12 protein-coding genes and 1 pseudogene are annotated in these 13,780 nt (G+C 60.0%); 4 read left to right on the forward strand and 9 right to left on the reverse strand.

Annotated features, from left to right (window positions below; genetic code table 11):
* Positions 1-198 precede the first annotated feature (198 nt).
* The 3 genes from fdnG to fdnI are packed head-to-tail and all read left to right on the forward strand — an operon-like array spanning position 199 to position 4,791.
* The gene (gene fdnG / locus KHQ26_RS02625) at positions 199-3,246 is read left to right on the forward strand and encodes a formate dehydrogenase-N subunit alpha (protein WP_085956052.1); all 3,048 of its coding nucleotides are present in this window, start codon (positions 199-201) and stop codon (positions 3,244-3,246) included.
* Positions 3,247-3,257: 11 nt separating this feature from the next.
* Positions 3,258-4,142 carry a formate dehydrogenase subunit beta gene (fdxH, locus tag KHQ26_RS02630; protein WP_004143747.1) on the forward strand — a complete coding sequence of 295 codons (885 nt, stop codon included), beginning with the start codon at positions 3,258-3,260 and terminating at the stop codon, positions 4,140-4,142.
* On the forward strand, positions 4,135-4,791 hold the full coding sequence (gene fdnI / locus KHQ26_RS02635; protein ID WP_004175992.1) for a formate dehydrogenase-N subunit gamma: 657 nt from the start codon (positions 4,135-4,137) through the stop codon (positions 4,789-4,791). The genes fdxH and fdnI overlap by 8 nt, the downstream gene beginning before the upstream one ends.
* Before the next feature lie 52 nt (positions 4,792-4,843).
* Here fdnI and KHQ26_RS02640 read toward each other — a convergent pair.
* The 4 genes and pseudogenes from KHQ26_RS02640 to KHQ26_RS02655 form a co-directional block, all read right to left on the reverse strand.
* Positions 4,844-5,170: pseudogene (locus KHQ26_RS02640) on the reverse strand (CcdB family protein).
* A complete protein-coding gene (locus KHQ26_RS02645) occupies positions 5,167-5,352 on the reverse strand; it encodes a hypothetical protein (RefSeq protein ID WP_004175994.1) in 186 nt (61 codons plus the stop codon). Before KHQ26_RS02645 ends, KHQ26_RS02640 begins: the two are co-directional and overlap by 4 nt.
* Before the next feature lie 178 nt (positions 5,353-5,530).
* Positions 5,531-6,349, reverse strand: a complete 819-nt coding sequence (gene ppk2, locus KHQ26_RS02650; RefSeq protein WP_004180084.1) for a polyphosphate kinase 2 — start codon at positions 6,347-6,349, stop codon at positions 5,531-5,533.
* A 67-nt stretch (positions 6,350-6,416) separates the two neighbouring features.
* Positions 6,417-6,857 carry a VOC family protein gene (locus KHQ26_RS02655; protein WP_002906451.1) on the reverse strand — a complete coding sequence of 147 codons (441 nt, stop codon included), beginning with the start codon at positions 6,855-6,857 and terminating at the stop codon, positions 6,417-6,419.
* A 264-nt stretch (positions 6,858-7,121) separates the two neighbouring features.
* Here KHQ26_RS02655 and araJ point away from each other — a divergent pair, with 264 nt between their 5' ends.
* On the forward strand, positions 7,122-8,276 hold the full coding sequence (gene araJ, locus KHQ26_RS02660; RefSeq protein WP_002906449.1) for an MFS transporter AraJ: 1,155 nt from the start codon (positions 7,122-7,124) through the stop codon (positions 8,274-8,276).
* A 6-nt stretch (positions 8,277-8,282) separates the two neighbouring features.
* Here the strand turns inward: araJ and KHQ26_RS02665 are convergent, their stop codons facing one another.
* The 5 genes from KHQ26_RS02665 to KHQ26_RS02685 are packed head-to-tail and all read right to left on the reverse strand — an operon-like array spanning position 8,283 to position 13,772.
* On the reverse strand, positions 8,283-9,374 hold the full coding sequence (locus tag KHQ26_RS02665) for an alkylhydroperoxidase domain protein (protein ID WP_020802157.1): 1,092 nt from the start codon (positions 9,372-9,374) through the stop codon (positions 8,283-8,285).
* A 9-nt stretch (positions 9,375-9,383) separates the two neighbouring features.
* On the reverse strand, positions 9,384-10,370 hold the full coding sequence (locus tag KHQ26_RS02670; RefSeq protein ID WP_004176005.1) for a putative FMN-dependent luciferase-like monooxygenase: 987 nt from the start codon (positions 10,368-10,370) through the stop codon (positions 9,384-9,386).
* Complete coding sequence (locus KHQ26_RS02675; protein WP_032410328.1) at positions 10,370-11,986, reverse strand: dipeptide ABC transporter ATP-binding protein; 1,617 nt, start codon at positions 11,984-11,986, stop codon at positions 10,370-10,372. Before KHQ26_RS02675 ends, KHQ26_RS02670 begins: the two co-directional genes overlap by 1 nt.
* The gene (locus KHQ26_RS02680) at positions 11,983-12,831 is read right to left on the reverse strand and encodes an ABC transporter permease (RefSeq protein ID WP_020324770.1); all 849 of its coding nucleotides are present in this window, start codon (positions 12,829-12,831) and stop codon (positions 11,983-11,985) included. Before KHQ26_RS02680 ends, KHQ26_RS02675 begins: the two co-directional genes overlap by 4 nt.
* Complete coding sequence (locus tag KHQ26_RS02685; protein ID WP_002906228.1) at positions 12,828-13,772, reverse strand: ABC transporter permease; 945 nt, start codon at positions 13,770-13,772, stop codon at positions 12,828-12,830. The genes KHQ26_RS02680 and KHQ26_RS02685 overlap by 4 nt, the downstream gene beginning before the upstream one ends.
* Positions 13,773-13,780: the final 8 nt, after the last annotated feature.

A 13,780-nucleotide genomic window follows, 5' to 3' on the forward strand; every position in this document is an offset into this window, starting at 1 on the left:
GCCGGCATATATATCATCTTTTTATCGGTGAGGGGCGAAATTTTCCGCCGTTGCTAACCCTTAGGGATTAGCGAAAATGGCCAGGGCTGGCGATTAAGGGGGCGAAGGTTTTCCTCCTTGATTTGACGCAAATTTTCCCGGGATTTTGCTGTTAGTTTCCTCCGCGCGATGAATCAACATCCTGCATGGAGGAATGCAATGGACGTCAGCCGCAGAAAGTTCTTTAAGATCTGCGCAGGCGGTATGGCCGGAACTACCGCCGCCGCCCTGGGCTTTGCCCCTAAAATGGCGCTGGCTCAGGCACGCAATTTCAAATTGCTGCGTGCGAAAGAGATCCGCAACACCTGCACTTACTGCTCCGTGGGCTGCGGGCTATTAATGTATAGCCTCGGCGACGGTGCGAAAAACGCCAAAGAAGCGATCTACCATATCGAAGGGGACCCGGACCATCCGGTGAGCCGCGGCGCGCTGTGCCCGAAAGGGGCAGGCCTGCTGGACTATGTCCACAGCGAAAACCGTCTGCGTTATCCGCAATACCGCGCCCCGGGCTCGGATAAATGGCAGCGCATCTCGTGGGATGAAGCCTTTAACCGCATCGCCCGACTGATGAAAGCCGACCGCGACGCCAACTTTATTGAAAAGAACGAACAGGGCGTGACGGTTAACCGCTGGCTTTCCACCGGCATGCTGTGCGCCTCGGCGGCAAGCAATGAGACCGGCATGCTAACGCAAAAATTTGTGCGATCGCTGGGTATGCTGGCGGTAGACAACCAGGCGCGCGTCTGACACGGACCAACGGTAGCAAGTCTTGCTCCAACATTTGGTCGCGGTGCGATGACCAACCACTGGGTGGATATCAAAAACGCCAACGTCGTGGTGGTGATGGGCGGTAACGCCGCCGAAGCCCATCCGGTGGGTTTCCGCTGGGCGATGGAGGCGAAAAACAATAACGACGCCACGCTGATCGTCGTCGACCCGCGCTTTACGCGCACCGCGTCGGTGGCCGATATCTATGCGCCGATTCGTTCCGGTACCGACATTACCTTCCTGTCGGGCGTGCTGCTATACCTGATCGAAAACAATAAGATCAATGCCGAGTACGTTAAGCATTACACCAATGCCAGCCTGCTGGTGCGGGATGATTTTGCCTTCGAAGAGGGGCTGTTCAGCGGCTACGATGCGGAAAAACGCCAGTACGATAAATCGTCCTGGAACTACCAGTTCGATGAAAACGGCTACGCCAAACGCGATGAAACGCTCACCCACCCGCGCTGCGTGTGGAATCTGCTGAAGCAGCACGTTTCCCGTTACACGCCCGAGGTGGTCGAAAACATCTGCGGTACGCCGAAAGCGGACTTCCTTAAAGTGTGCGACGTGCTGGCCTCAACCAGCGCCGCGGACCGCACCACCACCTTCCTGTATGCCCTGGGCTGGACGCAGCACACCGTCGGCGCGCAGAACATCCGCACCATGGCGATGATCCAGCTGCTGCTCGGCAATATGGGGATGGCCGGCGGCGGCGTCAACGCCCTGCGCGGCCACTCTAATATTCAGGGGCTGACCGATTTGGGCCTGCTGTCGACCAGTCTGCCGGGCTATTTGACGCTGCCATCGGACAAACAGACCGATCTGCAAAGCTACCTCAGCGCCAACACGCCGAAGGCGACCCTGCCCGAGCAGGTGAACTACTGGAGCAACTACCCGAAATTCTTCGTTAGCCTGATGAAATCCTTCTACGGCGAGGCGGCGCAAAAAGAGAACGACTGGGGCTTTGAGTGGTTACCGAAGTGGGACCAGGCTTACGACGTTATCAAATACTTCAACATGATGGATAACGGCAACGTCACCGGCTATATCTGCCAGGGCTTTAACCCGGTTGCCTCCTTCCCGGACAAAAACAAAGTGGTTCGCAGCCTCAGCAAGCTGAAATATATGGTGGTTATCGACCCGCTGGTGACCGAAACCTCGACCTTCTGGCAGAACCACGGCGAGTCTAATGATGTCGACCCGTCGGCGATTCAGACCGAAGTCTTCCGTCTGCCGTCGACCTGCTTTGCCGAAGAGGACGGTTCGATCGCCAACTCCGGCCGCTGGCTGCAGTGGCACTGGAAAGGTCAGGATGCCCCAGGTGAAGCGCGCAATGATGGCGAAATCCTTGCCGGGATTTACCATCGCCTGCGCGAACTGTACCGCACCGAAGGCGGGAAGGGCGCGGAACCCCTGCTGAAGATGAGCTGGCGCTACAAGCAGCCGGACCATCCGGAATCGGAAGAGGTGGCAAAAGAGAACAACGGCTACGCGCTGGCGGATCTCTACGATCAAAATGGCACTTTGCTGGCGAAAAAAGGCCAACTGCTCAATAGCTTCGCGCTGCTGCGCGATGACGGCAGCACCGCGTCGTCTTGCTGGATCTATACCGGCAGCTGGACCGAGCAGGGTAACCAGATGGCGAATCGTGATAACGCCGATCCTTCGGGCCTGGGCAATACGCTGGGATGGGCCTGGGCGTGGCCGCTCAATCGTCGGGTGCTGTACAACCGCGCTTCGGCCGATATCAACGGCAAGCCCTGGGATGCGAAGCGGATGCTGATCCAGTGGAACGGCAGCAAGTGGGTCGGGAATGATATTCCGGACTTCAATACCGCGCCGCCAGGGAGCAACACCGGGCCGTTTATCATGCAGCAGGAGGGGCTGGGTCGCCTGTTTGCGCTCGATAAACTGGCGGAAGGGCCGTTCCCGGAGCACTACGAGCCGATGGAAACCCCGCTTGGCACTAACCCGCTGCACCCGAAGGTGGTCTCCAGCCCGGTGGTGCGGTTGTATGAAGAGGACGCCATTCGCTTAGGTAAGAAGGATAAATTCCCGTATGTCGGGACCACCTATCGTCTGACCGAGCATTTCCACACCTGGACCAAGCATGCGTTGCTCAATTCCATCGCGCAGCCGGAACAGTTTGTCGAAATCAGCGAAGGGCTGGCGAAAAGCAAAGGTATCGCTAACGGCGATTGGGTGAAAGTCAGCAGCAAGCGCGGCTTCATTCGCGCGGTTGCCGTGGTGACTCGCCGACTGCGCACGCTGAACGTCAACGGCCAGCAGGTGGAGACCGTCGGGATCCCGCTGCACTGGGGTTTTGAAGGCGTGGCCCGTAAAGGCTACATCGCCAACACCCTGACGCCTAACGTTGGCGATTCCAACTCGCAAACGCCGGAATACAAGGCGTTTCTGGTCAACATCGAGAAAGCGTAAGGAGCGATTCAATGGCGATGGAAACCCAAGACATTATTAAACGCTCCGCGACCAACCCGATCACCCCCGCGCCGCGCGCGCGGGACTATAAAGCGGAAGTCGCCAAGCTTATCGATGTCTCCTCCTGCGTGGGCTGTAAAGCCTGCCAGGTGGCCTGTTCCGAGTGGAATGACATCCGCGATGACGTGGGGCACTGCGTCGGGGTGTACGACAACCCGGCGGATCTCAGCGCCAAATCCTGGACGGTAATGCGTTTTAGCGAGACCGAACAGAACGGCAAACTGGAGTGGCTTATCCGCAAGGATGGCTGTATGCACTGCGCAGAGCCGGGCTGCCTGAAGGCCTGCCCATCCGCCGGGGCGATTATTCAGTACGCCAACGGCATCGTCGATTTCCAGCAGGAAAACTGCATCGGCTGCGGCTACTGCATTGCGGGGTGTCCGTTTAACGTCCCGCGCCTCAATAAAGAGGATAACCGGGTCTATAAATGCACCCTGTGCGTGGATCGGGTCAGCGTCGGCCAGGAACCGGCCTGCGTGAAAACCTGTCCTACCGGCGCGATCCACTTCGGTACGAAGAAAGAGATGCTGGAGGTGGCCGAGGAGCGGGTGGCTAAGCTTAAAAAACGCGGTTATGCCAACGCCGGGATTTACAACCCGCCGGGCGTCGGCGGAACCCACGTGATGTACGTCCTGCATCATGCCGACCAGCCGGAGCTGTATCACAAGCTGCCGAAGGAACCGCAGATCGATACCAGTATCAGTCTGTGGAAGGGGGCGCTGAAACCGCTGGCGGCGGCGGGCTTTATCGCCACCTTCGCCGGGCTGATTTACCACTACATCGGTATCGGGCCGAACAAGGAAGTTGACGACGACGAGGAGAAGCATGATGAGTAAATCGAAGATGATTGTGCGCACAACGTTTATCGATCGCGCCTGTCACTGGACGGTGGTTATCTGTTTCTTCCTCGTGGCGCTGTCGGGAATATCGTTCTTCTTTCCGACGCTACAGTGGCTAACGGAAACCTTCGGCACGCCGCAGATGGGGCGTATTCTGCACCCGTTCTTTGGGGTGCTGATTTTTGTCGCGCTGATGTTCATGTTCGTGCGCTTTGTCCACCACAACATCCCTGATAAACAGGATATTCCGTGGCTGAAAGGCATCGTCGAGGTGCTGAAAGGCAACGAGCATAAGGTGGCGCGCGTCGGTAAGTATAACGCCGGGCAGAAGATGATGTTCTGGACCATCATGAGCATGATATTTGTGCTGCTGGTGACCGGGGTGATTATCTGGCGCCCATATTTTGCGGAATATTTCCCGATGCAGGTGATTCGCTATAGCCTGCTGATTCATGCGACGTCGGCCATCATTCTGATCCACGCCATCCTTATCCATATGTATATGGCGTTCTGGGTGAAGGGGTCGATTAAGGGAATGATTGAAGGCAAGGTGAGCCGCCGCTGGGCGAAGAAACACCACCCGCGCTGGTATCGCGATGTCGAACGCCTGGAAGCGATGAAAGAGAATCGTGAAGGGATGAAGTAAGCCTTCACGGCGCGAAACCCGCTCCGGAGATGTCGGAGCGGGTTCCCGGCAGTCAGCAGTTCGTGATAAGTGTATCGATTGAATCGATAACGCCCTGGCGCGCATGACTCAGATTGCAGACGAAATCCTGTGGCGGGATCCGTTTATTATTTAAGTTACTGCTCATTGGCGTACAAAGTAAAAAGCTGTCAAATTCTATATTTATCCTTGGTACGGCATGCTGATGCCAGCGTGGTAACTGTTGTGGTCGCATTAAAGGAATAATGACTCTCGTGGCCAGGTCTGCATAATAATCATTCTGCACGATCATATAATATGGCAGGGTTTTATTTGTCTGAGCAGAACAATTTCGATAAACATTGAATTATTCAAGCATCATAGCACCCTGAAAAATTCATCATCAGTAAGAGTGCCTCCTTTTGCAATAAATTCATTCATTGCAGCAATGAATTCCTTGTGCTGTCGCTGTTTATCTGCTTCTCGTAAATCCTTACCTGGCTGTTCTGACGCCTTCTGGACGGGTACGTCAGTGGGTCTTTTACGTAGCGTATTACTTTTCATCATAGGCTCCTTGCGGTTGGTTCTGTGATTATTTACTTTACCCACTAAAAAATAAATACCAGCAGTAAGTTTAATATTTATTTTGCGAGACAGCTTCCAGAGGGAAGTAACAGCCTGGAATATTCATGGTTATAGTAATAAACCTGGCGCTGGCATTAACCAGCGCGACGGGAAATAATCAAAACTTCTCTGGAATGAAGCGGAAAGGAAAATTGGTCTGTTTCATTTTGCCAATTTTGCGCTTCGGCAGCGTCACAGGCTCCACCGGTAAAGCTTCATAGGGGATCTGCGACAGCAGATGGGTGATGATATTCAGACGCACGCGCTTTTTATCCTCCGAGCGGGCGACGAACCACGGCGCCCAGGCGGTATCGGTGGCGGCGAACATGGCGTCGCGGGCAGCAGTATATTCATCCCAGCGGTTGAAAGACTTAATGTCCATCGGCGAGAGCTTCCAGATTTTACGCCCGTCGTCGATGCGATCCCGCAGACGGCGCTCCTGCTCCTGCGGAGAGACCTCCAGCCAGTACTTGAGCAGAATAATGCCCGATTCGACCATGCCGCGCTCCACCATCGGCGCGCCGTCGAGGAACTTCTGCACCTCCTCCGGCGTACAAAAGCCCATCACCCGTTCGACGCCGGCGCGGTTATACCAGCTGCGATCGAAAATCACGATTTCGCCGGCCGCCGGGAGATGCTTGATATAGCGCTGAAAGTAGAGCTGGCTTTTTTCGCGCTCGGTGGGCGAGGGTAAGGCGACGACCCGAAAGATACGCGGGCTGACGCGCTCGGTGATGGCCTTAATGGTGCCGCCTTTCCCGGCGCCGTCCCGGCCTTCAAAGACAATGCACACTTTCAGTCCTTTGTGCACTACCCAGCGCTGCAGTTTCACCAGCTCAACGTGGAGTTTGCGCAGCGCTTTCTCGTACGCTTTGTTGTCGAGCGGCGCGATTTTTGCCGCCGTGTCGACCGGATTACCGCTTTTCTTGTTGCCCATCGCCATGCTCCGTGTTGCCGAGGTATCCCTTTGAAGTGTAATCCTCCCCCGGCGAGGCGGTGGAAAATTATTCGCCGGGTTTTCCCGCCAGGATGACTTCCAGTCCCACCCGCTGCCCCCACGACAGCTCCAGGGTGTTACCGTCCGGGTCGGCAAAGAAAGCGAAATAGCCCACCGGATCGCCCAGCTGCTCCGGCTCCCGGCGTAAAACACCTTCCCGCCGTGCGAGGGCCACTTTCTCATCGATCTCGGCCTGGGTGGCGCAGGCGACGCCGAGATGGCCGAACGGTCCCAGCGGCGTATCGGCCGGATCGTCACTTTGCACCAGCACCAGGGCGAAAGGCCGGGTGCGGTCGCTGAGCCATGCCACTTTTCGCGCCGAGGGGAGGTCGGGCTCGCGCTGGTGAATGACGGTCATCGCGGTATAGCGGGTATAAAAATCGATGCTGCTGGCCAGACAGCGGACGGTAAAGGCGACATGAGTAAAACCGACATCAACACTTTGCATGGATAATTCTCCCAAGGTGAACGATGTTTTGACTTTACAACCTCAAGTTAACTTGAGATCAATGAGGTGTTTATCTCTTTGAGCTCACTGATTTTGATAGGGGATTGTTTCTACGAAACCACGCCGCCGGTATGCCACGCGGCTGGGGAACATGAACGAATCAGGCTGTTGTATGGAGGAAACTGCCGTCGGGCGTTTTTAGCTGGTGTGTCGGGGCGGGATGGTAAATAATGCCGGCCGGCTCTCAATACCCCTATAAGATGTATGAAAAAAACGATTTTTTCACTGGCGCTGGGCACCTTTGGACTTGGCATGGCGGAGTTTGGCATTATGGGCGTGCTGCCGGATATGGCGCACGATGTCGGAATATCCATACCCGCCGCCGGCAATATGATTGCCTGGTATGCCTTCGGCGTGGTGATCGGCGCGCCGATCATGGCGCTGCTCTCCAGCCGGTTTTCCCTGAAATCGGTGATGCTGTTCCTGGCTGGCCTGTGTATTCTCGGCAATACCCTGTTTACCTTCTCCAGTAGCTACGCCATGCTGGCGCTTGGCCGGCTGGTTTCCGGGTTTCCCCACGGGGCGTTCTTTGGCGTCGGCGCGATTATCCTGTCGAAAATCGCGCCGCCGGGGAAGGTGACCGCCGCGGTGGCGGGGATGATTGGCGGCATGACGATCGCTAACCTGGTGGGCGTCCCGGGCGGCACCTGGCTTGGGCATCACTTCAGCTGGCGCTATACCTTTGCGCTTATCGCGGTATTTAACGTGGCGGTATTTCTGGCGATCTTCTGCTGGGTGCCCACGCTTTATGACCGGGCCAGCACGCGGCTGCGCGAGCAGTTCCGTTTTCTTGCCTCCCCGGCGCCGTGGCTGATTTTCGCCGCCACCATGTTCGGTAACGCCGGCGTGTTTGCCTGGTTCAGCTATATCAAGCCCTTTATGCTCAATGTATCCGGCTTTGCTGAAAGCAAGATGATGCTGATTATGATGCTGGCGGGGCTGGGAATGGTGGTCGGCAATCTGTTCAGCGGCAAAATTTCCGGGCGCTACAGCCCGCTGCGCATTGCGGCCATGACCGACGGGGTCATTGCCGTGACGCTGCTGCTGATCTTTGCCTTCGGTGAACAGAAAGTCGCTTCGCTGGCGCTGGCGTTTCTCTGCTGCGCGGGACTATTCGCCCTGTCAGCGCCGCTGCAGATCCTGCTGCTGCAGAACGCCAAAGGCGGCGAGATGCTGGGGGCGGCCGGGGGACAGATCGCCTTTAACCTCGGCAGCGCCATCGGCGCCTTCTGCGGCGGAATGATGATCGCCCAGGGCTTTGGCTGGAACAGCGTGGCGCTCCCCGCCGCCGCGCTGTCGTTTCTGGCGATGAGCGCCTTGCTCATCTATGGCTGTCATCAGCGGCGACAAGCTTACTAACGACGCCTACTCACGCCAGGGTTCGCCCAGGGTCAGCATCAGGCGGTTGGCCCAGGCGAAAAAGGCCGCGGACTGCAGCAGATCCAGCTGGGCCAGAGTATCTAAGCCCTGCTCATCAAGCGCCGCCAGATGATCGGCGTTTAACGCGGGTGGCGTCACCGATAGCGCGGCGGCGGCGTCGATTTCCGCCTGCCAGCGCGGCGATTGCCCGTCGCGCAGATCCTCTCCCGGCGTCACCGCCAGCAGCGTGTCGACGGCGGTCTCGTCCTTCGCCAGCTGCGCCGCTTTGCGGGCATGCACCGAGGCGCAGTAAATACAGCCGTTGATTTTACTGGCGACCGTGGCGGCCAGCTCGCGTTCGGCGCGCGGCAATCCTCCCGCGGTATAGAAAATGCCCTTATCGGTCAGGGTCCGCTGCTCCAGCACCGGCTGGTTGCGCGCCAGCAGGCGAAAGTAGGGGGAGTCGCTATGGCCATATTTGGCCAGAATCGCCTGTTCTTCAGCGTTGAATTCCGCCAGCGGTTTATCGGCCAGCCAGGGTTCCCAGTGCAGCTCGTCGCGGGTGAAGCGAACCGGGGCCGCTTTGCCGCTCTGCGCGTACGGGGTGGTATGCCAGTATCCGGCGACCAGCGGCGTATCTGCGCTGACGATGGGCTTATGGTTGAGCGCCCGCAGGCCCAGCAGCAGTCGGCTCTGGAAGCTGACAAAGGCTACCAGCTGCGCCAGGGTGACGATGCCCCGCAGGCTCCAGCCCGCGCTGGTTAAGGTGTGCAGCGCGCCGGGAGTGGCTTCAACGGGGGTGAAGGTGAGCAGGCGGGCAAAGGCCAGCGCCGGGACCAGACGATCGGTGGTCGGATCGGCGAGGCCGAAACCGGCATAGTGCGCCGCCAGCGCGTCCGCCTGGTGCAGTTTCGCCACCTTCGCGGCCACCGCGAAGCGTTCATCAAGAGGAAAGTCAGCGTCCTGCTGGCGGAACAGCACTTCATAACTTCCCTGGGCGTGACGGGTGGCGGCATCGCGGACGGCGCGCGCCTGATAAAGCGGGGAACCGGGGGTAATCTCCGCCAGTTCGGCCAGAATATCCTGACTCAGCGTCATGGGGACTCCTTATCTGATGTGGGGGGCAATATGCTGGGCGATCAGCTCAATGGAACGCAGCGTATCCCGGTGCGAAGGCTCGACCGAGTGCACCTGAAACGAAATATCGGTGGCGCGGGCCAGCACGCTGTCCTGCGCCAGGGAGGCAATAACATGCTCAGGATCGCCAACGTGGGCATCCAGCTGTTGCAGATAGTCGGTGACACTGTCACCTTCTATCGTATGACCCGCCGCCCGGTGCTGAGTCGCCTGCTTGCGCAGACCGGGCTCGGCGACCTGCAGGGCGTGGGCGTGACTGTCGGCGACGAAGGCGGTGCGCGAGGCGAGGATCCGCGGCGCAACGCCGTCCGGCAGCGCCGCCAGGTAGGCGTCAATGATCGGGTTCTGAATGGCGTCCAGCGGCAGACGTGGCTCGCCGGGTGGCCGTGGCTGAGTGCGGGACAGCATCAACCCGTGTCCCGCCTGACCGGCGCGGATGGCGCCCTCCGCAGAGAAGGTGGCGATCCAGATACGCTCCGCCAACTGCGGCGCCGGCGGATAGAGACGGTTGTCCGGGTGGCTTAGCGTGTCGCCGCGCCAGGCGCTATGGATCAGGTGCAGATGGTCGGCAAACGCCGCCCCGCGCTGCTCGCTGGTCAGGCCGAAGGGCAGAAACGAGGTTGGCGTGCCGCCGGAGCCAAAACCCACCTCCAGACGTCCGTCGGTGAGTAAATCCAGTACCGCCGCGTCTTCGGCGACGCGCAGCGGATTTTCCATCGGCAGAGTGATAATCGCCGTGCCGAGACGGATCCGGTCGGTCTGTGCCGCGACGTGGGCGAGAAACACCAGCGGCGATGGCAGGCCGCCTTCCTGTTCATGAAAATGGTGCTGGGCAATCCATGCGCTGTCGAAGCCCAAACGCTCCGCGTGGCGGATCTGTTCGGCCGCCAGCCGGTAGCGCGTTTGCGCGGAGCCCTGATCGAGCAGACGGGTAAAAAAACCGAGGCGTTTTGGCATTATGCGTTCTCCGTGTGGGCCTGTGCTAAGCGGGAGGAAACCTGGGGAATGGCGGCGATCAGTTCGCGGGTGTAGGCCTGCTGCGGGGCGGCGAACAGGCGGTTTACGTCGCCATGCTCCACCACCTGGCCGGCGCGCAGAACCGTGACGCTGTCGGCGATCCGCCTGACCGTCGCCAGATCGTGGGTAATGAACAGGTAGCTCAGTCCCAGCTGCTGCTGTAGCTGCTGCAGCAGGGCGAGGATCTGCGCCTGAACGGTGACGTCGAGCGCCGAAGTCGCTTCGTCAAGGACCAGTATCGCCGGCTCGAGGATCAGCGCCCGGGCAATCGCCACCCGCTGGCGCTGGCCGCCGGAAAGCTCCCGCGGCGTACGCGACAGCAGCTCGGGGGCCAGGGCCACCCGGGCGGCAACGCTCTCCACACGCTGGCGACGCGTCGCCGCGCTGAGGCGCTCAAAGTTTTTTAACGGCTCTTCGATAATCGCAAACAGCGTCTGGCGCGGGTCGAGCGAAGCGAAGGGGTTCTGGTAGACAAACTGGATCTTGCGCCGCAGCTGACGCTGTGCCTCGCGGCTGAGATGCCCGGCGTCGATACCGTCGATGATGACCTGTCCGGCATCGGCGCGCTCAAAGCCCAGCAGGATCCGCGCCAGGGTGGTTTTCCCGGAGCCGGATTCGCCCACCAGCGCATGGGTGCTGCCGCGTCTGACTTCAAAGCTGACGCTGTCGAGCGCCTGCAGCGCCTGTTTGCCCAGCGAGAAGCGTTTGCTGATCCCCTCCACGCGAATGGCCGGCGTGGCCAGCGGCCGGTGACGAGCCGCCGCCAGCCCCAACGGCGCATCCAGCAGGTCGTGGAGCAGCTGGCGGGTGTAAGGATGCTGTGGACGCTGGACAATCGTCTCGGTGGCGCCTTGTTCCTGAATCTCTCCCTGGCGAAACACCATGATCCGGTCGGCGCGTTCGGCGGCCAGCGCCAGATCGTGGGTGACAAACAGCACGGCGGTACCCGACTCGCGACGCAGGATATCGAGCAGGTCGAGAATGCGCTTCTGCACCGTGACGTCGAGGGCGCTAGTGGGCTCGTCAGCAATAATCAGATCCGGCTGCAGGGCAATGGCGATGGCTATCAGCACCCGCTGTTTCATCCCGCCAGACAGCTGATGCGGATACTGGTCAAAACGCTGTTCCGGGTGGCTGAGACCGACTTTAGCGAGCAGGTTAAGAACCTGCTGTCGGCGCTCAGCGGCGGAGAGGGACTGATGCAGCCGCAGGATCTCTTCCACCTGCTGACCAATGGTTTTTACCGGGTTGAGCGAATTACCGGGATCCTGCGGGACCAGGCTGATGCTCACTCCGCGCAGGCGGTTCAGGCGTTTATCCGACCAGTCGCTAATCACTTCGCCATTGAGGACAATCCGCCCGGCATCCCGGCGGGCATTATCCGCCAGCAGGCCGATAATGGCCTGCGCGGTGGTGGTTTTCCCCGAGCCGGATTCTCCGACGAAGGCCAGCATTTCGCCGCGCTGGATGGAAAAGCTGATGTTGTGCACCACCTCGCGCCATTCGCCCCGCGAGCGGTAGCTGATGCGTAGATCTTCAACGGACAGAACGGTCATGGGCGTACTCCACTCCACTGGCGGCTAAGACGATTGGCGGCAAGGACCACGGCGACCACGGCGAGGCCGGGGAAGGTGGTCAGCCACCAGGCGGTTGACAGGTAATTGCGACCTTCGGCGATCAGTAGTCCCCACTCCGGGACCGGCGGCGGAGTGCCGTAGCCGAGGAAGCTGAGGGTGGCCAGGGCCAACATCGCCTGACCGAACTGCAGCGTCGCGAAAGCAAGCACCGCAGTGAGCGAGTTGGGCAGAATATGGCGCCAGAAGACGGCGAAAAAAGTGCCGCCGCTGCCCCGGGCCGCCTCGACGTAATCGCTGTGGCGCACGCGTACCACTTCTGCTCGCGCCAGGCGCGCGAAGCTGGCGATAGCCGCGACGCCAACCGCCACCGCCGCATTTACCGTGCCGAAACCCAGCAGAATAATCACCGTGAGCTGCAGCAGCAGGGAGGGGATAGCCAGCAGGACATCGACCAGGCGCATGATGGTGGATTCCACGCGTCCGGCCAGCGCCCCGGCGAGGGTGCCAAGGGCGGTACCCACCACCAGGCCGATGGCGACGGCGATCAGCGCCGCCGACAGGGAATGCACCGCGCCGTAAACCACCCGCGTCCACAGGTCGCGCCCCAGCTGGTCGGTACCCAGCCAGTAGTGCGCCTGCGGCGCCAGGCGCTGAGCGCCGGGGATCCCCTCCAGCGGGTTAGAGGAGGTAAACCACTGTGGGGCAATGGCCATTAACAGGGCGGCGATCATCACCGCCCACGCCAGCCACAGGCCAGGCTGCAGGCGCACTCTACGCCACTCCGGGCGGCGGCGAACCGCGATGGTATAGTCGACCAGGCTCATTTCGCACCTCCGGTCTGTAAATGGAGTCGGGGGTCCAGTCGCGGCATGACCAGGTCGACCAGCAGGTTGATCAGGACGAAACCGAGGGCGGAGATCATCACCACCGCCTGTAGTACGGCGATATCCTGGTTATTGACCGCCTGCTGGGTCAGCTGGCCGAGGCCGCTGCGGCCGAAGACGGTCTCGGTGATCAGCGCCCCGGCAATCAGTTCGCCGAGCAGCAGCCCGGCAATATTCAGCGCCGGCAGCAGGGCATTCCCCATCACATGGCGCCAGAGGACGCCCGTTTCGCTCATGCCCTTGGCGCGGGCGACCGCGACGAAGGGCTGAACCGCCACCTGATCCATGCTGCGCATCAGGATCTGCGCCAGTGGGGCGGAAATGGGCAGTGCGACGGCGATAACCGGTAAAATCAGTCCTTCCAGTGGGCCGGGGTTGATCACCGGGATCCAGCGCAACTGAAACGAGAAGAGCTGGATCAGGGCGATACCCAACCAAAAGGTAGGTAGAGAGATAAACAGCACCGGTAGCGACTGCAGAAAATTGCTCAGCCAGCGCAGCCCCGGCAGCCGCGAGGCGAAAGCGAGGGCGAACGCCAGCGCCACCGCCAGCAGGAAGGCCGGCAGCGCGAGGCTTAAGGTATCCGGCAGGTTGCTGGCAATCAGACTGCTGACCGCCAGACCCGCCTGCAGGGAATAGCCGAAGTCGCCGTGCAGCATCGCCAGCAGCGTGTGCAGGTACTGGCGCCACAGCGGGCTATCGGCGCCGTAGGCCAGCCGCATCTCCGCAATTTGCGCCGGGCTCAGGCCAAGGTCCGGGTTCTGAAACTTGATCAGCACCGCATCCCCCGGCAGGACCTGCAGCAGGAAAAAGGTGAGGGTAAAGGCCGCCCACAGGACCAGCAGCCCCTGGCCGAATCGTCGCAGAAGATAAGCGCTCATAACCGGCC

This window comes from Klebsiella sp. 10, assembly GCF_018223925.1.
GTDB lineage: Bacteria > Pseudomonadota > Gammaproteobacteria > Enterobacterales > Enterobacteriaceae > Klebsiella > Klebsiella pneumoniae.

What these genes read in the sequence shown, in the direction of transcription:
- fdxH (WP_004143747.1), top strand. Translation starts at nt 3,258, where the DNA reads ATGGCGATGGAAACCCAAGACATTATTAAACGCTCCGCGACCAACCCG.
- fdnI (WP_004175992.1), top strand. Translation starts at nt 4,135, where the DNA reads ATGAGTAAATCGAAGATGATTGTGCGCACAACGTTTATCGATCGCGCC.
- KHQ26_RS02645 (WP_004175994.1), bottom strand. Translation starts at nt 5,352, where the DNA reads ATGAAAAGTAATACGCTACGTAAAAGACCCACTGACGTACCCGTCCAG.
- ppk2 (WP_004180084.1), bottom strand. Translation starts at nt 6,349, where the DNA reads ATGGGCAACAAGAAAAGCGGTAATCCGGTCGACACGGCGGCAAAAATC.
- KHQ26_RS02655 (WP_002906451.1), bottom strand. Translation starts at nt 6,857, where the DNA reads ATGCAAAGTGTTGATGTCGGTTTTACTCATGTCGCCTTTACCGTCCGC.
- araJ (WP_002906449.1), top strand. Translation starts at nt 7,122, where the DNA reads ATGAAAAAAACGATTTTTTCACTGGCGCTGGGCACCTTTGGACTTGGC.
- KHQ26_RS02665 (WP_020802157.1), bottom strand. Translation starts at nt 9,374, where the DNA reads ATGACGCTGAGTCAGGATATTCTGGCCGAACTGGCGGAGATTACCCCC.
- KHQ26_RS02670 (WP_004176005.1), bottom strand. Translation starts at nt 10,370, where the DNA reads ATGCCAAAACGCCTCGGTTTTTTTACCCGTCTGCTCGATCAGGGCTCC.
- KHQ26_RS02675 (WP_032410328.1), bottom strand. Translation starts at nt 11,986, where the DNA reads ATGACCGTTCTGTCCGTTGAAGATCTACGCATCAGCTACCGCTCGCGG.
- KHQ26_RS02680 (WP_020324770.1), bottom strand. Translation starts at nt 12,831, where the DNA reads ATGAGCCTGGTCGACTATACCATCGCGGTTCGCCGCCGCCCGGAGTGG.
- KHQ26_RS02685 (WP_002906228.1), bottom strand. Translation starts at nt 13,772, where the DNA reads ATGAGCGCTTATCTTCTGCGACGATTCGGCCAGGGGCTGCTGGTCCTG.